The sequence below is a fragment of the Desulfuromonas sp. CSMB_57 genome, assembly GCF_020194955.2.
GTDB lineage: Bacteria > Desulfobacterota > Desulfuromonadia > Desulfuromonadales > Syntrophotaleaceae > JAFCIY02.
The window spans coordinates 214,195-233,665 of the sequence record NZ_JAFCIY020000023.1 but is presented as its reverse complement, the minus strand read 5'-3'; the positions used below and the strand labels follow the sequence as shown (position 1 = coordinate 233,665).

General features: G+C 62.7%; 17 protein-coding genes and 1 other RNA gene. 8 read left to right on the top strand and 10 right to left on the bottom strand.

The window, feature by feature from the left end; translation table 11 throughout:
* The first annotated feature begins 184 nt into the window (after positions 1-184).
* A non-coding RNA gene (ssrS, locus tag JQN68_RS07140) (6S RNA) lies at positions 185-364 on the top strand.
* 87 nt (positions 365-451) lie between these two features.
* A complete protein-coding gene (locus JQN68_RS07135) occupies positions 452-1,636 on the top strand; it encodes a TraB/GumN family protein (RefSeq protein ID WP_225071678.1) in 1,185 nt (394 codons plus the stop codon).
* Between the two features lie 135 nt (positions 1,637-1,771).
* On the opposite strand, the gene JQN68_RS07130 is transcribed toward JQN68_RS07135, so the two are convergent.
* Positions 1,772-3,484, bottom strand: a complete 1,713-nt coding sequence (locus JQN68_RS07130) for a L,D-transpeptidase family protein (RefSeq protein ID WP_249621102.1) — start codon at positions 3,482-3,484, stop codon at positions 1,772-1,774.
* Between the two features lie 181 nt (positions 3,485-3,665).
* Complete coding sequence (locus tag JQN68_RS07125; protein ID WP_502799351.1) at positions 3,666-5,024, bottom strand: NAD-dependent succinate-semialdehyde dehydrogenase; 1,359 nt, start codon at positions 5,022-5,024, stop codon at positions 3,666-3,668.
* Between the two features lie 287 nt (positions 5,025-5,311).
* On the opposite strand from JQN68_RS07125, the gene JQN68_RS07120 reads away from it, so the two are divergent.
* The 4 genes from JQN68_RS07120 to JQN68_RS07105 all read left to right on the top strand — a co-directional run bounded on the left by JQN68_RS07120 (position 5,312) and on the right by JQN68_RS07105 (position 8,816).
* A complete protein-coding gene (locus JQN68_RS07120; RefSeq protein WP_225071681.1) occupies positions 5,312-6,118 on the top strand; it encodes a rhomboid family intramembrane serine protease in 807 nt (268 codons plus the stop codon).
* A gap of 23 nt (positions 6,119-6,141) precedes the next feature.
* Positions 6,142-6,627 (top strand): Cys-tRNA(Pro) deacylase, encoded by a 486-nt coding sequence (ybaK, locus tag JQN68_RS07115; protein ID WP_225071682.1) that lies wholly within the window; start codon positions 6,142-6,144, stop codon positions 6,625-6,627.
* A gap of 45 nt (positions 6,628-6,672) precedes the next feature.
* On the top strand, positions 6,673-8,136 hold the full coding sequence (locus JQN68_RS07110) for a nicotinate phosphoribosyltransferase (RefSeq protein ID WP_225071683.1): 1,464 nt from the start codon (positions 6,673-6,675) through the stop codon (positions 8,134-8,136).
* A gap of 167 nt (positions 8,137-8,303) precedes the next feature.
* Positions 8,304-8,816, top strand: a complete 513-nt coding sequence (locus JQN68_RS07105) for a peptidylprolyl isomerase (RefSeq protein WP_225071684.1) — start codon at positions 8,304-8,306, stop codon at positions 8,814-8,816.
* Between the two features lie 20 nt (positions 8,817-8,836).
* Here the strand turns inward: JQN68_RS07105 and JQN68_RS07100 are convergent, their stop codons facing one another.
* Complete coding sequence (locus JQN68_RS07100; protein ID WP_225071685.1) at positions 8,837-10,036, bottom strand: class I SAM-dependent rRNA methyltransferase; 1,200 nt, start codon at positions 10,034-10,036, stop codon at positions 8,837-8,839.
* Between the two features lie 170 nt (positions 10,037-10,206).
* Here JQN68_RS07100 and JQN68_RS07095 point away from each other — a divergent pair, with 170 nt between their 5' ends.
* Both JQN68_RS07095 and JQN68_RS07090 read left to right on the top strand, forming a co-directional pair.
* Positions 10,207-10,860 (top strand): hypothetical protein, encoded by a 654-nt coding sequence (locus JQN68_RS07095; protein WP_225071686.1) that lies wholly within the window; start codon positions 10,207-10,209, stop codon positions 10,858-10,860.
* A gap of 157 nt (positions 10,861-11,017) precedes the next feature.
* Complete coding sequence (locus JQN68_RS07090; protein ID WP_225071687.1) at positions 11,018-11,848, top strand: class I SAM-dependent methyltransferase; 831 nt, start codon at positions 11,018-11,020, stop codon at positions 11,846-11,848.
* 42 nt (positions 11,849-11,890) lie between these two features.
* Here JQN68_RS07090 and JQN68_RS07085 read toward each other — a convergent pair whose 3' ends face one another.
* The 7 genes from JQN68_RS07085 to JQN68_RS07055 form a co-directional block, all read right to left on the bottom strand.
* A complete protein-coding gene (locus tag JQN68_RS07085) occupies positions 11,891-12,307 on the bottom strand; it encodes a secondary thiamine-phosphate synthase enzyme YjbQ (RefSeq protein WP_225071688.1) in 417 nt (138 codons plus the stop codon).
* A gap of 83 nt (positions 12,308-12,390) precedes the next feature.
* Positions 12,391-13,839, bottom strand: coding sequence for an HD domain-containing protein (locus JQN68_RS07080; RefSeq protein WP_225071689.1), 1,449 nt, complete (start codon positions 13,837-13,839; stop codon positions 12,391-12,393).
* Positions 13,840-13,905: 66 nt separating this feature from the next.
* Positions 13,906-14,253, bottom strand: coding sequence for a histidine triad nucleotide-binding protein (locus tag JQN68_RS07075; RefSeq protein ID WP_225071690.1), 348 nt, complete (start codon positions 14,251-14,253; stop codon positions 13,906-13,908).
* Positions 14,228-16,336 carry an ATP-binding protein gene (locus JQN68_RS14630; RefSeq protein ID WP_283775422.1) on the bottom strand — a complete coding sequence of 703 codons (2,109 nt, stop codon included), beginning with the start codon at positions 16,334-16,336 and terminating at the stop codon, positions 14,228-14,230. Before JQN68_RS14630 ends, JQN68_RS07075 begins: the two co-directional genes overlap by 26 nt.
* The gene (locus tag JQN68_RS07065; protein WP_225071691.1) at positions 16,333-17,439 is read right to left on the bottom strand and encodes a metallophosphoesterase family protein; all 1,107 of its coding nucleotides are present in this window, start codon (positions 17,437-17,439) and stop codon (positions 16,333-16,335) included. Before JQN68_RS07065 ends, JQN68_RS14630 begins: the two co-directional genes overlap by 4 nt.
* A 97-nt stretch (positions 17,440-17,536) precedes the next feature.
* Positions 17,537-18,295: an SAM-dependent methyltransferase gene (locus JQN68_RS07060; RefSeq protein WP_225071692.1), complete on the bottom strand. Its 759-nt coding sequence runs from the start codon at positions 18,293-18,295 to the stop codon at positions 17,537-17,539.
* Entirely contained in the window at positions 18,292-19,020 is a 729-nt protein-coding gene (locus JQN68_RS07055; protein ID WP_283775421.1) for a TlyA family RNA methyltransferase, read from the bottom strand. The genes JQN68_RS07060 and JQN68_RS07055 overlap by 4 nt, the downstream gene beginning before the upstream one ends.
* Positions 19,021-19,471 lie beyond the last annotated feature (451 nt).

The following is a 19,471-nucleotide window of genomic DNA, read 5'->3' as shown; positions in this document are numbered from 1 at the left end:
CCCTGTTTCCTGGCCGGCAGCGGTGACAGGAAGCACGCAGGAAATGTCTTGAAAGCGCGCAGCCCTGACAAGGGTTGCGCTTCATTCTCATTAAGCAAGAACGGGGCCAGAACCACCTGTTTTTTCGGCCACAGATTGCCCTTGCCTGCAACGAATTTTTTGACTATATTGAGGTCAGGTAAAAAGCTCTCTACCCTGCATGTGAGGTTGGTAAGCCCTAGCGGAATAATTTTGATCCGGGAGGGGTTCAGAGGCGCGGTGAGCCAGCCCAACTTTGATTGGGACGCCTGATGTGCCAACAATCCTTCCCCCCTTTTAGGACTCGCTTTGAGGCCTAAAAACCCACGGCAGGTGTGGAGAGTCAGTAAAGAAAAAAGCGCAGGCACAATGCCGGCGCTTTTTTCGTTGGCACGCCTTTCATCCTCAAATCTCAAGGATGCGATTCCATACGATGAGTACCAATGACGCCCTGCAGACCACCGACTGCCGCCGCCTCAATCTCGACGGTCGGGAGATCATTCTGATCGGCACCGCCCATATATCCCAACAATCCGTTGACACCGTCCGTCAGGCCATCGAACTGGAGCAGCCCGATGCGGTCTGCGTCGAACTGGACCAACAGCGCTTCCAGGCTCTGCAGGACCGGCAGCGCTGGCGGAATCTGAATCTGGTCCAGGCCCTGCGCCGCGGCCAGGGTCCCTATCTATTGGCCAACCTGGCCCTGGCTTCCTTCCAGCGCCGCATGGGAAGGGGCACCGGGGTGCAACCGGGCGCGGAACTGGCCGCCGCCGCCGCCGAAGCCGAACAGCGCGATTTGCCCCTGCATCTGGTCGATCGGGAGATTCGCACCACTCTGCTGCGAGTCTGGCGCAAAACCGGCTGGTGGAAAAAAATGCACCTGCTTACCGCCCTGTTGGCCGGGCTGTTCGACGGCAGCGAAATCGACGAAGAGCAACTGGCCCGGCTGCGCGACAGCGACACCCTGACGGCGCTCCTCGACGAAATGGGGGATGCTCTGCCCATTGCCAAGCAGACCCTGGTCGACGAGCGGGATCAATACATGGCGGCCCGGATTGCCGAAGTTCCCGGCCGGAAAATTCTGGCCGTGGTCGGTGCCGCCCATCTGGACGGCATCTGCCGTTACCTGCAGGACCCCCTGCCGGCGGCGGAACTGGCGGAGTTGGACAGCATCCCGCCGCGCCACGGTTTTTCCCGGCTGCTGCCCTGGATCATACCAGGCCTGGTCATGGCCCTGTTTGTCTTCAGCTTTTTCTACGGGGACCGCAGTCGCTTGACGGAAACCGCCCTGGCCTGGGTGCTGGCCCACGGGCTGCTGTCCGCCCTCGGCGCGGCCGGCGCTCTCGGCCATCCCCTGGCCGTAGCCGCGGCCTTTGTCGCGGCCCCCTTCACGTCCCTCAATCCCGCCATCGGCGCCGGCTTTGTCAGCGGCACGGTCCAGGCCATGCTGGCCGGTCCGACAGTCCAGGATCTGGAATCCATCAACGATTCCCTGGCCACCCTGGGCGGCTGGTGGCACAACCGCCTGACCCGGGTCCTGCTGGTGTTTTTTCTTTCCAACCTCGGCTCGGCCCTCGGCACTCTGGTGGCCTTCGGCTGGCTGAAAAATCTTATTTAAAACTGCACAGTCTGAAGGCTGAAGGCTGAAGGCTGAAGACTGAAGCACAAAGCCGATTTGGGGTTAGGCATCCTAACCGCCGCATCGGCTTTGTTTTATGATCTGAAGTTCCTAAAAATTCAACCCGAAACCGGCTTACGGTTGCCCGCCGGCCCGGTTCTGCCGCTGAAAAATCTTCTGCAGCACCGCATCCCGCTGATAGATATCCCGCCGGAATTGCACTCTTCCCGCATCATCCACCCAGGCGGTGCGATAAAGAATGTGCACCGGAATGGGGCGGCGCAGCCATACCGTGCGCGGCGCCTGGCCGCCCATGGCTTCCACGATCTTCTCCCGACTCCAGTCGGCCTGGCCGGTGAGCAGGTATGCGGCCAGGTCCTCGGCCCGCTCCAGGCGGATACAGCCGGAACTGAAGGAACGCTGATCCTGCAGAAAAAGCTCCTTGGACGGGGTGTCGTGGAGGTAGACCGCGTAGGAATTCTCGAACAAAAATTTGACCCGGCCCAGAGGATTCCAGGGCCCCGGCTTTTGCCGCAACAGTCCCGGAAAGTTGTTGACCGTAACTTTGCTCCAGTCGATGGTGGCCGGATCGATGACACGGCGTCCCTTGGCACTGCGGGTCACGATTTCATAGTTGTGCCTTGCCAAGAAATTGACATCCGCCTGGATCAACGGCCACTTGTCTTCCTTGAAGATGGTCGGGGGTACGGTCCAATAGGGCGCGAACTCGATATGAGTCAGCATGGAGGAAAATACCGGCGTCCGGCGAAAGGCCGTGCCGACCACCACGGCCATGCGCATGGCCTCCTGTCCGCCATCCTTGACCACCAGGCTGTAATCCGTGACATCCACCAGGATATGGCGACTGCCGGGCTCCCGCGGGGTCCAGCGGCGACGTTCGAGATTGAGTTCGATCTGGTCGGCCCGCTGGCGCGCCGGAACATTGATCTCCTGCACCGTTTCCTGGTTCAGCACACCCGTCGCCGGCAAGCCATGACGTTGCTGGAAACGCCGCAGGGCGACCGCCGTTCCCTCATCCAAAAACACCTCGCGGCTGACCTGATTGACATCGAGATCGCCCAGGGTCACCAGGATGCGACGCAGCAGGGGCAGACGTGGATCCTCCTGGCCCGGCGCGACATCCGCCCCGTCCGGCAGACGCGGCCAGCCCCCGCCCGCCGCCAATTGCCGATAGCGGGCCATGGCATGGGCCAGTTTGTCATAGCCCTGGTCGGCGGGACGCAACGGATGCAAAGCCTGGCGGACTTCCCCGGCCGCCAGGGCATCGTTGAGGACGACCACCGGATCGGGTGCGTGCTTGGGAGCCTGCCATTCGGACGCGTAAACCTTCATGGGATTGAACCGGCCCACGGACAGATGGGTGGCCAACCGCAGAAAGGAGTTGGTCAGCAGCACGTCCAGGCGGGCCAGGCCGCCGGCATCGCTGCCGGCCTCATAGGCCTGGAACACGCGGGCCAGTTCGAGTCCGGTCAGAATGCATTCCAAATGGTATTCCGCCGGCTCCAACCCTTCGCGGGAGATTTCTCCCAAAAAGGCCACCAAATCCTGGGCCACCGGCGCAACGCCCCCTTCATCGATCCAGGCCGGCCGGAATTCACGCTCACGATAAAAACGAATCGTGTCTGCTTCCAGCCCCAACCGCCAGGTCCCCACCACCAATTCCGCCTGGCCCTCGGCGGATGACAGCATTTCCTCGATATAGTCATCGATGATGGCCGTGTCATCCTCCGTGCCGATGGCCTGCCGGATGGGCAACAGCAGAGCGCCGCTCAGAATCAGAGTCAGGACCAGCAGCCATTTGGTCGTTTTCAACATGTACCGGGTCATTCTGCTCACAAGTAGAAATCCTTTTTTTTATACAGACTGAGACTTGAAGGCAGACTGAAGGCTGAAGTCCGAAGACTGAAGTAAAACCTCTAAAATCCCCGTCGAAGAGCCGCCTGAGTTTCCTTTTTTGCCTTTGCCTGTTCTTCAGCCTGTTTTTGCTGACTTCAGCCTTCGGCCTGCTTTATCTCACCCACACTGTCTGAATATTGACGAATTCCCGCAGGCCGTAGCTGGACAGTTCCCGTCCGTAGCCGGAATCCTTGATACCGCCGAAGGGCAGGCGCGGATCGCTTTTGACCTGGCCGTTGACAAACACCGCGCCGGCCTCGATGCGGGCCGCCAGAGCCTCGCCCCGAGCGGCATCCCGGTCCCAAACAGCCGCGCCCAATCCGTAGGGGGAGTCATTGGCCACCCGCAAGGCCTGTTCGGCATCGGCCACGCGAATCACGGCGGCAACGGGCCCGAACAGTTCCTGGTCGTAAGCCGGCATGCCGGGGCGCACATCCGCCAGAATCGTCGGCGGATAATAGCAGCCGGGCCCCTCCGGAGGAACACCGCCGAGCAGCAAGCGAGCACCGGCGGCCACTGAGGCCGCGACCTGCTGCTGCAGTTCGTCGCGCAGATCGGCCCGGGCCAGGGGGCCGATTTCGGTTTCCTCCTCCAGGGGCGGGCCGACCCGCAATGCCTGCATGGCGGCCAGGAAGCGGTCCAGGAAAGCCTCATAGACCGCGTCATAGACGATGAACCGCTTGGCGGCGATGCAGCTCTGTCCGGCATTGATGCAGCGGGCCCGCGCGCCCACCGTCGCCGCCAGATGGAGATCGGCGCCATCGGTGACGATGAATGGATCGCTGCCGCCCAATTCCAGGACGGTTTTTTTCAACACCGAGCCGGCCAGGGCCGCCACCTGGCGGCCGGCCGGTTCACTGCCGGTGAGGGCCACGGCCCGTACGGCCGGATGCCGAATCACGGGTTCGACCTGGCGCGAGCCGACCAGCAGAGTGCGAAACAGGTCGGCGGGAAATCCGGCTTCGGCAAACAGTTTTTCCAGGGCCAAGGCACAGCCGGGCACGTTGGAGGCATGTTTCAGCAACAGGCCGTTGCCGGCCATCAGGGCCGGGGCGGCACAGCGAAACACCTGCCAGAAGGGGAAGTTCCAGGGCATGACCGCCAGCACCACGCCCAAGGGGCGAAACGCGACATAGGAGCGGGCAGCATCGCTCGGCGCCGCTTCGGGGGCCAGCATGCCGGCACCCTGTTCCGCATAATACTCGCAGACTGCGGCACATTTCTCCAGTTCGCCGCGCCCCTCGGTCACCGCCTTGCCCATTTCGCGAGCCATCAGTCGCGCCAGTTCGTCTCGCTGTCGGCGCACCACCATGGCCAATTCCCGCAAGCGGGCCGCACGTTCATCGAGCCCCGTCGAGCGCCAAGCCAGCCAGGCCTCCTGAGTGCGAGCCACGGTCTCCGCCACCACCTCCGGCGCCATACTCTGATAGGCATCCACAACAAGGCCAGTGGCCGGATCCACAGAGGTCATCAAAGTCATTGGGGGTCCTTTGAAGGATATGGAAGACTGAAGACTGAAGGCTGAAGGCTGAGGAAAAACCTTCAAATCCCCTCGAAAAGCAGGCTGTGTTTTCTTAATTGCCTTTGCCCTTACTTCAGCCTTCGGACTTCGGCCTTCAGCCTATTTTCAAGGCCATTATACTGACGGCGACCGGCGGTGCAAAACGAATTTCACCGGCATGAAAACCGAGCGAGCATTGAACCCGGGATTGTTTTCTGCCATAGTAGCGGCATCCCGCACCGAAAGGACTTATCCTCGTGTCCGATTTTTCTACCGCGAAGCCCCTGCAATGCAGCCGTCTGCACTGGCACTGGCGCCGCCAGCGCTGGCAACGCCGCGCTGCCGAACTGTTCGGCGACGACCGTCTGCCGGGCCAGACCCTGTCCGTCGCCCGGGTGCTGATCTGGATCAACCTGCTGTGGTTTACCCTGATGATCCTGGTTGGCGTGACCCAGGGCCGCGGGCTGCAGATTCTGTTGTCCCCAAGCGTCGATCTGCTGTTGCGCTTTGGCGCCCAGCTCTGGCAACCCCTGGTACTGGTTTACCAGCAGTGGTGGCGCTGCCTGACCTACGCCTACACCCACGGCGGACTCATCCATCTGGCCTTCAACATGGTGGTGCTGTACCAGGTCGGCCCCCTCATCGAGGGGGAAATCGGCTCCCTGCGCTTTTTCACCCTCTACACCTTTACCGCCCTGACGGCCACCGCCCTCGGTCTGTTCTGGCATCCCGGCATCCCCGTGGTCGGCGCCTCCGGTTCCCTGTTCGGCCTTATCGGGTTTGCCGTCGCCTACTATCATCGCCTGGGGCCCCAGGCCCGCCCGCTGCGGGATTTCATGTTCCGTTGGGCGCTGTTCGCCTTCGTTTTCGGCCTGCTGGTGGGCGCGGACAATGCCGGTCATCTCGGCGGCGCCCTCGGCGGTGCCGTTTTCGGCCTGGCGATTCCCATGGGTGTCCGCAACCGTCGCCTGGCGACGCCCCTGTTCCAAATCCTGGCCGGACTGAGCGCCGTCGCCACCCTCGGCAGCCTGGCCCTGCAAGGCCTGATAGCCCTGCTGGGTTAACCCTTTTTTCATCGACAACGATCATGGCCAAGGAAAAATTGCCCGTAACCCCAGCCATCCGCCACCTGCGTCAACATCAGGTCCCTTTCACCGGCCACCTGTATGCCTACCAGGAACACGGCGGCACCGCCGTCTGCGCCCGGGAACTGCGGGTCGATGAACATGCCGTCATCAAAACCCTGGTCCTGGAAGACGAGAGCGGCAGGCCGCTGTTGATGCTGATGCACGGCGATCGGCAGATCAGTACCCGCGAACTGGCCCGGCAGTTGGGCGTGAAAAGCATCACCCCTTGTTCGTCCCAGGCGGCGCAGAAGCATACCGGTTACCTGGTAGGCGGCACTTCGCCCTTCGGCACCCGGCACGCCCTGCCGGTCTATATCGAAGGGAGCATCCTCAATCTGCCGCTAATTTATATCAACGGCGGCAAGCGCGGCTTTCTGGTAGCGCTGCAACCGGCCGATCTGATACGGGTGTTGCATCCCCAATCGGTTTCGGTCGCCACGGCTTGAAAAACCACTGGCTCCCGCTCCCTGTTATAATGGAAAAACAACATTATGGCGAGCAAGCTGAAGGGAGACGAAGCCATGCATGACTGCCGTTATTCGGCCCTGATGACGGATCTTTACGAATTGACCATGCTGGCCGGCTATCTTGAGCAGGGCATGGTGGAAAAGACGGCGGTCTTCGACCTGTTTTTCCGCAAAAACCCCTTCCGCGGCGGGTACGCCGTCTTTGCCGGGCTGGAAACGGCCCTGCGCTACCTGCAGCAACTGCAATTCAGCGACGCCGACCTGGCCTATCTGCAATCCCTGGGCGACTTCAAGCCGGCCTTTCTCGATTACCTGCGGCAGTTCCGATTTCGAGCGCGGGTCACGGCGCCTCCCGAAGGCACCGTGGTGTTTGCCAACGAGCCCATCGTCACCGTGGAGGGGCACCTGGCGGAAGCGCAACTGGTGGAAACCGCCCTGCTCAACATCCTCAATTTTCAAACCCTGGTGGCGACCAAGGCGGCCCGCATCACCACCGCGGCCGGGCCCGGCACGGTAGTGGAATTCGGTCTGCGCCGCGCCCACGGCCCGGACGGGGGACTCAGCGAGGCCCGGGCCGCCTTTATCGGCGGCGCCCGCAGTACCAGCAATACCTGGGCCGGCCAGGTATTCGGCATCCCCGTCAAAGGCACCCATGCTCACAGCTGGGTCATGGCTTTCGACGACGAATTGGCTGCCTTTCGAGCCTATGCCGGCGTTTTCCCGGACCAGTGCATCCTTTTGGTGGACACCTACGACACCCTTAAAAGCGGCCTGCCCCATGCCATTGCCGTGGCCCGGGAATTGCGGGAATCCGGCCATGAACTGGTCGGCATCCGCCTGGATTCAGGCGATCTGGCCTACCTGAGCAAGGAGGCCCGACGCATGCTTGATGAAGCGGGTTTTCCCCAGGTCAGGATCCTGGCTTCCAACGAACTGGACGAAACGGTCATTCAGTCGGTCCGCAACGAGGGCGGCTGCATCGATATCTACGGTGTCGGCACCCGGTTGGCCACCTGCGCCGGCGAGGGGGGCGGTGCTCTGGGCGGGGTCTACAAGTTGGTGCGTTTCGACCAGCAACCCCGTCTCAAGGTGACCAGCGACATCACCAAGGCCACCCTGCCGGATCGCAAGCAACTGCTGCGCGCCACCTACCCCGACGGCAGCTTCTGCATGGACATCATCGCTCGCGAGAAGGAACACCCGGCCATCGGTCAGGCGGTCTTCGACCCGACCAACCCATCCCGCCAGACCCACATTCCGGAAGGCGTCTGCCTGACGGATCTACGCCGGGACGTCATGGCCGAGGGGCACATCCTCATGGATTTTCCGTCCCTGGATGAATTGGCGGATCGCTGCGCCGAGCAGTTGCGGCGGCTGCCCAAGGGCACCCTGCGCCTAACCAATCCCCATATCTACAAGGTCACCATGAGTCAGGGCATGCATCGACTCCGCACCCGCCTGATGCAGGACGCTCTGGCGGTACCTTAAACCGCCGGCCGTTCGGAGCGGGCCTTGCAAAAGGGCGGCGGGCATGTTATACAGCCTGCCCTGAACCATTCCCGGCCTGCGGGCCGCCAACAGCCGGCCGGCCCCAGGTCGGAAACCTGTTCAACGTCATCATGGGCGAACGCCCTTCGCCCCACAGGAGCATACCCATGGAACAGACCAATCCCGTCATCCGCATGGAAACCAGCCTCGGGCCCATCACCCTGGAACTGGCCGCCGATGTGGCCCCTCTCACCGTCGCCAATTTTCTCGAATACGTGGCGGACGGCTTTTTCGACGGCACCATCTTTCATCGCGTCATCCCCGAGTTCATGATCCAGGGCGGCGGCATGACCGCCGACATGGGGCAAAAACCGACGCGCGCGCCGATCCGCAACGAAGCGGCCAACGGCCTGAAAAACCTGCGCGGCACCATTGCCATGGCCCGTACCTCGGTGATCGACAGCGCCACCTGTCAGTTCTTCATCAACGTCGCCGACAACGCCTTTCTGGATCACCGCGACACCTCGGCCGGCGGTTTCGGCTATGCCGTGTTCGGCCGGGTCACGGACGGCATGGAGACGGTGGACAAAATTCAGCAGGTGGCCACGGTCAACCGGGCCGGCCATCAGGACGTACCGGCCGAGCCGGTGGTCATCGAGCGGGTGGTCCTGCAAGACTGACCGACCCGCCGGTTTTCCGTTCAGCCCTTGACGCTGACCAGGTATTTGAGATAACGACCCTCGGGAAAGGTCACCGGATAGAGGAAATCGGCGCCCTGCCCGCAGCTGGCCAGCACGCGCAGTTCCGCACCGGCCGCCAGGGCGCCGCGTCGCAGCTCTTTGAGGTAATCGGCCAGGTCGACCTTCTGGTGGTTGCTGGAGGTAATCAGCAGCCCGCCCTCCTCCAGCAACGGCAGCGCCGCGGCGACCAGATCACTGGTGCCGCCGCCGGTGGTGAAGCGGCTTTTACCGACGGTGGAAAAACTGGGCGGATCCATGAGCACGATATCGAACCGGCGCCCGGCCTGAGCCATCTGCTGCAGAATGGCCAGGCATTCGCCGGTCACGAATTCGTGGCGTTTGGGATTGATGCGGTTGGCGGAAAAATTGTCCCGGGCCCACTCCAGGTAACGGGCGGAGGCATCGACACTGGTCACCTGCCGGGCTCCGGCCGCTGCCGCCGCGACGGAAAAGGCCCCGGTATAGGCGAACAGGTTGAGGACCCGGCGCCCCTTGGCACGATCCATCAGGTCCCGCCGGTTCCGGCGCTGGTCGCAGAACAATCCGCAGTTGAGACCCGCCTCCAGTTCGACCAGATAGGTCAGGCCGTTCTCCTGAACGGCCAGGCGACCCGGTGCCGGCGCGCCCTGCAACAGACGACTCAGGGAACGAGAATGGGCCGCCAGCTTGCGGGTCTCCTGGGGCCGGAACTTGCCGTAGATACCGGCGGGCTGCAGCATTTTCTGCAACCCGCCCACCAGCAGCGGCAGATGCGGCTCCCAGGACCGGCTGAACAGCTGCAGCAGCAGATGCTCGCCGTAGCGGTCCACGGTCAATCCCGGCAGACCATCGCCTTCGGCATTGACCAGCCGATAGGCATTGGTGCCTTCCAGATCGAGATGGGTGTGCCGCCAGGCCAGGGCCTTTTCCAGGCGACCGTTCATCCAGGCCTGATCGAGAAGCATGGCGCCATGTTTCAGAACCCGGGCCACGACGCGTTCGCCCGGATCGAGCAGGGCCGTGGCCAACGGGCGCCGCTGGTCGTCCACCAGAGTCACCACATCGCCCGGGCGACCCTCGGGCCAGCGTCTGGTATAGGCATCGGCCACCACCCAGGGATGGCCGAGGGACAGCATGCGGGCGGTTTCGGGACTCACGACATACTTTGCGTAAGTATTCATGGTTCTGACACTCTCAACCTTTCGGGATGGGCGGAATCCGGCGCCGCCGCCTCGTATTCCTTCCGGAGTGTCTTTTGCCGGCAGGGCGACGGGGAGGCGGCATTGTACCCGGAAACGCCGAATCCGCCAACATTTCAATGTCGCAACACCTTAAGGATGGAGCCAGTCTCATGGACGAAACCGTGAAAACCGCCGGCGAGGCCCATATCGAAACCCTGCTGCAGCAACTTGAGCCCGGCTCCGATCGCTATCTGGTCCTGCACACCGCGCGGCGCTTCAAATCCTCCTGGGTGGAACTCGGCGAGGCCCTCTTCAAGGTCAGCAGCCGTCACCTGTACCGGGAATGGGGCTTCGAATCCTTCGAGGAGTATTGCCAGCAGGAAATCCGCATTCGCAAACCCACTGCGCAGAAACTGACCCAGGCCTATCGCTTTCTGAGCCGGGAAGAACCGCAACTGTTGCAGGAGGAGACAGCCCTCAAGCCGCTGCCCGATTACCGGAGCATCGATCTGCTGCGCCAGGCGCGGGAGGAAAAGCAGTTTTCCGATGCAGATTACGCCACCCTGCGCAGTGCCGTTATCGAGCAGGAACGCAGCCACCCGACAGCCCTGAAATGCTTTCAAACCCTGGCGGGGGAGGAACCCGGCGCAGAACAGCGGAATCCCCGCCGCTTCAAAGCGGCCCTGACCTCGGTCCGCCGCCTGGCCGGCAGCCTGCGGGAACTGGAGGAAATCCCGGAGCATCATCACGCCGCCCTGGCCGAGTTGGCCGCCTACCTGGAATCCGCCCTGCAGCCGACCACGACCGAACCGATTGAAGAATAGACGGGGGGTTCGGCCCACGACTGTTTCAGCCACTTCCCAAAACGTTTTTTTCGTGCTATCCTCCCCCGTTCAAAACTCCAGGAGGGATCCCAAAGCGATTCGACCGGGAGCAACACTGCGCAACAGTGTTATAATCGTAACGTTGCAGGAGCAACCGATGCGCAAAAACTTCAAGGACAAAGTCAGGGAACAGTTCAGCCGCACCGCGGAGAGCTATGTGCGCAGCCCGGGCTTCGCCAAAGGCGAGGACCTGGTCGAAGCGGCGCGCCTGCTGGCACCGACCACGGACGACATCCTGCTGGATGTGGCTTGCGGCGGCGGCCATACGGCCTTGTATTTCGCGCCCCTGGTACGCAGTGTGGTGGCTTCCGACCTGTCCATGCAGATGCTCAAAAAAGCTCAGGAATTCATCAGCGAAGAGGGCGGGGTGGAAAATGTCACCTTCCGCGAGGCCGATGCGGAAGACCTGCCCTTTCCGGCCGGCGCCTTCACCCTGCTGACCTGTCGCATCGCGCCGCACCATTTTCCCGACGTGCCGCGTGCTTTGGCGGAATTCCATCGGGTGCTGCGCCGCGGCGGCCGCATGGTTATCATCGACACCCTGTCTCCGGATGACGAGGACATCGCCGAGTTCATCCAAAACTTCGAGCAACTTCGCGATCCGACCCATGTCCGCAACTACACGGAAAAGGAGTGGGCCGATATGATCACCGCCGCCGGTTTCGATCTCCACGAGATCAAAACCATCAAAAAATCTCACGATTTTCAGGAATGGGCGCGACGCGCCGGCCTGACCCGCGACGGCGTTCAACAGCTCAACAAACTGTTCATCGAGGCCTCGGACAAGGTTCAGGACTATTTCCAGGTGGAAACCTTCGCCGGCGAAGTGGAAAACTTCACCGATCAGAAGATCCTCATCTACGCCAGCCGACCGGCCAAGAAGCCCGCCCCGGCCACGCCCGCCAAGGATACCGCACCCCCGGCATAAAAAAAAATTATCGGGACGCCCCGTCCGGGGCGTCCCGAAACCCTATTCGCCGATAATCTTCACCAGCACCCGCTTGCGGCGGCGGCCGTCGAACTCGCCGTAAAAAATCTGCTCCCAGGGGCCGAAATCCAACCTGCCTTGAGTAATCGCAACCACCACCTCACGCCCCATGATCTGTCGTTTCAGGTGGCCGTCGGCATTGTCTTCCCCCACGTTGTGGCGATACAGGCCGACCGGATCGTGGGGCGCCAAGGCGTCCAGCCAGTCGTCGAAATCCTGGAGCAAACCCTTTTCATCATCGTTGATGAACACCGAGGCGGTGATGTGCATGGCATTCACCAGCACCAGTCCCTCGCGGATGCCGCTGTGCCGCAGGCAGCTTTCCACTTGCGGGGTGATGTTGACGAAGCCGCGGCGGGCAGGGATTTCAAAAAACAGTTCCTGGCGATAGCTTTTCATGGTTGTAATCAAGGCTGAAGGCTGAAGACTGAAGGCTGCAAAACCCTCCTCGGTAAAAACAACTGCTCTCTGCGAAAGAGCCGTTACTTGTCGCCGCCGGTGCTGTCCTTGACCTTGCTGCGCAGATAGCGGCGGATGTGGTTGTGGGCCCGGGGGGTTACGGACCATTCGAGCCATTTGGGCATGACCATGGGGTTGAGACTGCGTTCGATTTCGACCTGATCGCCGTCCATGAGGCGTGATTTGAGCAATCGGGTTTGGCCGTTGATGCGGGCGCGCCAGGCGAACAGGCCGACCTTTTCATGGATGGCGAAGGCAAAGTCCAGGGCGCTGCTGCCCTCGGGCAAGGTGCAGATTTCCCCCTGGGGGGTATAAACCTGGATGGTGGCCGCCGCCAGCTTGAGGCTCTCGGTGTCGAAGGCCGACTCCCCTTCCAACAGGGAATTCATCAGATCCTTGAAATTGTCGCGCCGGAATTCGAAACCGGGGGTCAACACCCCGGCTTCGTTGAAGCGGGCCAGCTTATGGGTGGTAATCTCGATGCGCAGACGATGCTCGCCGGCTTGGACCGTCGTCTTCAGGGCCTGATAGCCGAAGGGGGATGGGACCGTGAGATGATCCCGCAATTTGCCCGGGATGGGAAGATACAAACCGTGCACCACCCCCAGCGCCAGGTAGACATCCATGGTGCGGGCCACCTGGATTTCCAGGGTATAGAGGCTGGAAAGGCCCCGATTCATGGCCCGGGTCGCGGCGATGGAAAAGGGCCGCCAGCGATCCTTGAGGGTACCGGACAGTTTGTGATGCTCGAAGGTTTGGTTGATCTCTGCCCGAACTTTACGAAGATGGGGTTCCACCTGGGTGCGCAACGACTGCACGGTACGACGATAGCGGCTGGCACGAGCCGGGTAGAGAATGCGCAGGGACAGGGCTTCGAGGTTCGAGGCCACGTAACCCATGCCCAGGTGCCGCGCCAGGGGGACATAGACGGTGCGGGTTTCCTGGGCGATAAGGGCCTGTTTCTGCGGGTTGAGGGCGCTGATGGTTTGCAGGTTGTCGACCCGGTCCCAAAATTTCAGGCACAGCACCCGGACATCTTCCATGGCCAGCAGCAACTGTTTGCGGTAGGTCTCGGTCTTGAGGGCATCCCGGCTGAATTCCTCGGCGGAAACCTTGGTCAAACCATTGACCAGGCGGGCCACCTCCTCGCCGTATTGCTGCCGAATTTCTTCGAGGGTGACCGGAGTGTCTTCGACCACATCGTGCAGCAACGAAGCGGTAATCGAAGCAAAATCCATCCAATAACGGGCGGCCAGGTGGGCGACCCGCAACGGATGGATGAAGAAGGGTTCCCCCGATTTGCGGTACTGCCCTTCATGGGCCGCGGCGGCAAACTCGATGGCACGGGACAGGGAGGCCAGCTCCTTATCCAGCTCCTCTTCCGTCAGGCCGCCGCCGTAATGGGTGACCAGCAACTCCAGGATTTCGTTGATCAGGCGTCGCTGTTTCTGTTGGTCGTAATCGTGGTCCACACAAACTCCTGACGAAAAGCAGGATCGGGCATAAAATCATGGGCAAGCCGCCCCGGACGCAACACCTCAACCCGGCGGCCAGGTCATCTTGCGCCCCCCCAGCAAATGGAAATGGAGATGCCAGACCGTCTGCCCGGCCCCGGCATTGCAATTGTTCACCACCCGGAAGCCCTCCTCGGCAAAGCCCATTTGCCGGGCCAGGCGCGCCGCGAGGCGGAAGACCCGGCCGATGAGAGCCTCATCGACTTCCGCCATATCGAGAGTGGTCGGAATATGTTTGCGGGGCACAATCAGATAATGGAATGGGGCCTGCGGCGCGATGTCTTCGAACACCACCAACTCTTCATCCTGATGAACGATTTTTCCCGGAATCGCTCCGGCGATGATTTTACAGAAAAGACAATTGTCCGTCATCCTGCCTCCTTTCCGGACGCGATCCGGTGGCCACGCGGCGGGCGGCAGCAAGGCGGATCACCGTCCAGCCCTCCCGCTCGGCCCGTCGTTTCAGTTGTTCGTCATGACTGCAGACAATGAATTGCTGTCCCTCCGCCATCCCTTCCAGAACCCGCAGCAGTTCACTGCGCCGGTTGCGATCGAAACAGGCCAGCGACTCATCGAGCAGCAGGGCCGGCGGCGCAGTGGGCCGCGCCAACCGGACCAGGGCCAAGCGCGTCGCCAGAACGGTTATTTCCTGAACGGCCCGGCTGAACTGTTCCAGGGGATGCCAGCTCTCCTCGGCATCGGCCAACTGCAACAGACCTTCTCCATCGAGCCGGATCCGGTTCAGGCGACCGCCGCTGAGCCGCTCCAGACAATCGCCGATGGCGACCGCCAACTCCTCCCCATCGGCCTGTTGCACCTCGGCCAGGGTTCCGCGCAAAAGGTCCATGGCCGTGGCAAGCACATCCCGCCGCCGGCGCAGGCGCAGATCCTCGTCCCGCAGGATTTCCCCCCGCTCCTCGATAGCCGGCAGGGCCGCCCAGGCCGACTGCAGTGTCTCTGCCTGTTTCTGGAGCGTTTGCAGTTCCCCTTCACGGCGACGAATCCCGGCACCGAACTCCTCGAGTTGCTGCTCCGCCACCGCCAGATCCATTTCGTGGGGTCCGGCGTCGACGGCCGGCCCAGACTCCGGAATGGCGTCATCCAGTGCTCCATTTGCCTCTTTCGGCCCCTCGTCGAGAGCCGCCAGTTCCGCCAGAAGGGCACGGTGGCGGGGGAGATTTTTGCGCATGCGCACCAATTCGATGGGGGCCGCCGAAAGCCCGAGACATTCCAGGCGCTCCTCCAGATCCTGACGTTGTTCGTGGAGTTCGCTGCGCTGCTGCTCGATATTCTGCCTGGGCTGTTTCAACTGCCGGCGACAGGCATGCAGACGCCGCCACCGACAACCGAAAAACCCCCCGGCAGCCGCGCTGGCCAGGCCTACGGCCACCAACAAAACCATATGTCCGGGCATTTTCAACCAGGTTGCCGGCAGGGCCAGAACCCAGGCGGCACCAAGGCACCCGGCCAGACGCCGCCAGGGAGGCAGGGTATGGCGGCGCAGTTGCTCCTGCAGACCGGCCTCCTCGCGCTGCAGCACCACCAACTTTTGGCGCAGCGCTTCGGACTCGTCCAGCAGGTCCGGCAATCCCGGCGGCAATTCCCGCGGCAAGCCGGTTTTGGCCAATTCGCGCTCCAGTTCCTGACGACTGCCCGCGTTCGCCAGCCACACCTCGGGCGCTTCCTCTTCGCCCTCGACATCCGATCCCCGAAGATGGGACAGCAGCGATGCTCCGCGGGCGTAATCGTGACGGTCCTGATCCAATTCCGCCGCCAGATCGGCTATCCGGGCCTGCAGTCGGGCCAGTTCCTTGGCGGCCTGCCGGGCCTGATACCATTCCTTTTCCACGGCTTCCAACTGCCCGGCCAGAATATCCAGAGCGCCATCCCGCGGGGCCGACCAGCCCCAGGAATTGTGCCGTGTCAAGGCCAGATAGTCATCGGCCAGGGCCTGCTCGAGCTGTCGGCCATCGACCCCGTCCGGGGCGCCGTCGGTCCGGCCCAGGGGCGTCTCGAGTCCCGGACGGGCAGCAGATTCCGCCACGGCCTGCAGACAGAGCGGCACCAGGGCCGACGCGCAGCCCAGCCGAGCCGCCCACAGTTCATGCAACTGCCGGCGGCCCGGCGGGTCGTCCGTCAGACGTACCTGCCCAAATGCCTGCCCCCGGCCATCGAGGGCCTGCCAATCCAACTGCCCCGACGCCAGATCGCGCCGCAACAGGAGCTCGCCCTGCCCATCTTCCAACAGCAGGGCGACGCTGGTCGGACCGGCACCATTCCAGGGCCGGAACGGCCGACCGGCAGCGGCTCCGCAGAAGATTGCGGAGACCGCTGCAACGAGGGTCGACTTGCCCGCTTCATTGGCTCCATAGAGAAGGTTCATGCCCGGGCCGAATTCCACGGACAGGTTTTCGAACTTGCCGAAATGTCGAACCTCGAGACGTCGCAGCCTCATGACTCGCCCCCGTTCCGGAGGCCGGTGCGCAGCAGCAGTTCCCGTAGCGCGGCATCCACTACCGGCCGTTGCTTGACCTCCACCCGTTTCCAAAGCTCCTGCGCGCGGCGCACCAGCAAACCTTGAAAATCGTTCCCGGCGGCCAGCCGATGGGCCAACCGGCCGCCGACAAACTCGGTCTGGTCCTGCAGCTGCAGATAATGGAATTTCCCCGCGGCGGCCATGGTCAGCGCGCCGCAATCCAGGGGCGTTTCCACCTGACCGGTCAGGGTCAGCCGCAACAGGAGTTCCCCGTCGGCCAGGGCGAAAATCTTCTCCAAAGCATCAGCCTGACTGTCGCAGCCATTCAGGTCCAGGTGTCGTTCGGTCAGTTGCCGTCGGCAGGTAGTCAGAGTTTCAATGCCTGTCGCCGGTCCACCCACGGTGGCCAGCACCGCGCAGCGCACCCCCGACTCCCGAAAATCGCGACCTTCCGGAGACCCGGCCAAGCAACCTAGAATTTCGCCGTCATCCTGCAGTTCCTGCATCCGCCGGGCATAGCCGCCGGCCACGTAGTCGAGCCCCCAGCGTCGAATTTCGGACGCGGGCAGGACCGAGGAACCCGGCGCGGAGCCCTCCGGCTCGTGCACCAGGCCGATATGAAAGCCCTCTGCATCGCTCCGGTTCAGCCCGCCCTCTGCAGCACCGGAACCCAGTCCGAAACGGGACCGGCCATACAGCCAGACCCGGTGCTCGCCCACCTGCAGCGGGACCGGCTGCGGAGCGGAGCGCAACACGGTGCTGCCGGGAAATGCTTCGCCGCGGTACACGGAATCACCGACCAGCAGGCTGTCGTGGCTGCCGGGCAACAGCACGGCATGAGTCCCCTGCTCCCGCAGGGCATCAAGACCGGTACGAACCCGTTCGACGGCAGCGGCGGTCGGTCGCGGCGAATGGAACAGATTGCCTGCCAGCAGCAACAGATGGGCCCGGTGCCGTGCGGCCAGTGCCAACAGGGTCTCGAAGGCGGCCCAGAAATCCTCGCGACGCGCTGCCGCCGAAGCGCCCCATTCCGCCAGGGGCGCTTCCAGGTGCAGGTCGCCGCTATGCAATATGCGAATCACGTTTGGCTTTGCTCCCTCGATGACATCCCGGCACAGACAGGCAATGCAGCACATCCACCTGTGGGATTTTCCAGGTTGCCGCTCCGGCAGGGGGTCCTCACGACTCCAACTCCCCGCGGCATGCCGCCCGCTGATCCCACCAGATCTCATCGGCCGTCGCCGTCAGGGCTTCGCCGGCGACAATCAGGGTCAGGGAACTGCGTACGGCACCGGAGATGGCAAAATAATCGCGTCCGGCGACGCGCCGGACAAGACTGTCCAAATCGGCCACGAGAATGTCCTCACCGGGCAGACCAAGGCGGTGCAGCAGGGCGATAGGCACGTTGCCGCCGTAGCCGCGATGCAACTGCGCCACCAGTTCGGTCACCGGCAGGGTATTCATGTAGAGCAGCAGAGTGGTTCCGGGGCCGCACAATTGAGGTAACTGCAGACCGTCGGGATGTTTCGCCAGGTGCCGGCCGGAAACCAAAACGGTACGGCTGCAAACACCGGAAAGATTTAGGGTGCGCTTCAGGGCGGCGGCCGCAGCGTTGGCATTGCCCACCCCCGGAACGACTGCCGCCCCCTCGCCCAAGGCATCGATGAGGGGTTGAAACGGGCAGAAAAATGCCAGGTCCCCAGGCACCAGGAAGACCACTTCACCATGCTGCAGCAGGGAGTGCAGCAGATCCAGCAGCCCGGCAAAAGAATAGTCGAAGGGATCCCGGATGGTTTTTCCCTCCAGCAACGCGCCAAAGGTTTCCCCGAAGGGAGGAAAAGCGAACACCTCCCGGCTATGCTGCAGCAGTTGGGCGCCGCGCAGGGTCAGAAGTTGCGGATCCCCCGGCCCGGCGCCGACAAACCAGACGCGGTTCATCGGGCCTCTCCCTTGCGCAGGTGAATGAGAAACTCCCGGTTCCCCTTGGGGCCGAGAATGGAACTTTCCACCATCCCCAGCACCGCACAGCCGAGGCCCGCGGCCAAAGCGGAGATCCGGGCCACCACCTCGGCATGCTGCTCGGGGTCCCGCACCACCCCCCCCTTGCCCACCGCGCCGCGTCCAACTTCAAACTGCGGCTTGATCAGGGCCACCAGTTCGGCCCTGTCGGCGAGCAGCGCCAGGGTCGGCGGCAGCACCTTGTCCAGGGAGATGAAGGATGCATCGATGACGGCCAGATCGGGACGTTCCGGCAACTGGCCGGGCTGCAGATGACGAATATTGGTGCGCTCCAGATTGATGACCCGGGCATCCTGGCGCAGTTGCCAGGCCAATTGGCCGTATCCCACGTCTACCGCATAGACCCGCTGCGCGCCGCGCTGCAGCAGACAATCGGTAAAACCGCCGGTGGAAGCGCCCACGTCCAGCGCCACGCGGCCCGCCACCGGAATGTCAAAGGCATCCAGCCCGCCGGCCAGTTTCAACCCGCCCCGACTGACATAGGGGAGATCTTCGCCCTTCAGACGGATGTCGGCGGTCAGAGCCACCTGCGCTCCGGCTTTGTCCAGGGTATGCTGGTCGACCACTACCTGACCTGCCAGGATCAAGGCCCGTGCCCGCTCCCTGGATGCGGCCAGACCGCGGGTTACCAGCAACTTGTCCAAACGCTCTTTGTGGCCCAATCGATCCCCGCTTTTGCAAACGTGAAAACCTCGCTTCAACCGCCTCCACGACGGCTTCCAAGCCTAGCACAGGGTTCGGGGCCGAGCAACCGTTTTGCCTTCGACCAGGCCTACCGCCCCCGTGGGACAAAAAGGCTGGCCGGATTCCGTATCGCACCACGACAGCCGATAACGGCCCACAACTTGCAGGAATTTTAGTTAAACATATTGCATTCAACACCGCTCACCATGGCCGGCTTCCGGCATCCGACGCGGCAACCGGCAGCCATCGCATTCGTCATAACACGCGGAGGTCGTGACAAAAAATGTTCCAAACCGTAGCCTGTCATAATTATGAATCCGCCTTGGCGGCCGACCATGGGGGCATCCCCCAATGCCGATGATGCCGGTCAAGTCCGAAGCCAGGATGCCATCCCGCATCACCTTGACTCCC

What these genes read in the sequence shown, in the direction of transcription:
- JQN68_RS07110 (WP_225071683.1), top strand. Translation starts at nt 6,673, where the DNA reads ATGGCGAGCAAGCTGAAGGGAGACGAAGCCATGCATGACTGCCGTTAT.
- JQN68_RS07090 (WP_225071687.1), top strand. Translation starts at nt 11,018, where the DNA reads ATGCGCAAAAACTTCAAGGACAAAGTCAGGGAACAGTTCAGCCGCACC.
- JQN68_RS07095 (WP_225071686.1), top strand. Translation starts at nt 10,207, where the DNA reads ATGGACGAAACCGTGAAAACCGCCGGCGAGGCCCATATCGAAACCCTG.
- ybaK (WP_225071682.1), top strand. Translation starts at nt 6,142, where the DNA reads ATGGCCAAGGAAAAATTGCCCGTAACCCCAGCCATCCGCCACCTGCGT.
- JQN68_RS07105 (WP_225071684.1), top strand. Translation starts at nt 8,304, where the DNA reads ATGGAACAGACCAATCCCGTCATCCGCATGGAAACCAGCCTCGGGCCC.
- JQN68_RS07125 (WP_502799351.1), bottom strand. Translation starts at nt 5,024, where the DNA reads ATGACCTCTGTGGATCCGGCCACTGGCCTTGTTGTGGATGCCTATCAG.
- JQN68_RS14630 (WP_283775422.1), bottom strand. Translation starts at nt 16,336, where the DNA reads ATGAGGCTGCGACGTCTCGAGGTTCGACATTTCGGCAAGTTCGAAAAC.
- JQN68_RS07130 (WP_249621102.1), bottom strand. Translation starts at nt 3,484, where the DNA reads ATGACCCGGTACATGTTGAAAACGACCAAATGGCTGCTGGTCCTGACT.
- JQN68_RS07060 (WP_225071692.1), bottom strand. Translation starts at nt 18,295, where the DNA reads ATGAACCGCGTCTGGTTTGTCGGCGCCGGGCCGGGGGATCCGCAACTT.
- JQN68_RS07085 (WP_225071688.1), bottom strand. Translation starts at nt 12,307, where the DNA reads ATGAAAAGCTATCGCCAGGAACTGTTTTTTGAAATCCCTGCCCGCCGC.
- JQN68_RS07100 (WP_225071685.1), bottom strand. Translation starts at nt 10,036, where the DNA reads ATGAATACTTACGCAAAGTATGTCGTGAGTCCCGAAACCGCCCGCATG.
- JQN68_RS07075 (WP_225071690.1), bottom strand. Translation starts at nt 14,253, where the DNA reads ATGACGGACAATTGTCTTTTCTGTAAAATCATCGCCGGAGCGATTCCG.
- JQN68_RS07135 (WP_225071678.1), top strand. Translation starts at nt 452, where the DNA reads ATGAGTACCAATGACGCCCTGCAGACCACCGACTGCCGCCGCCTCAAT.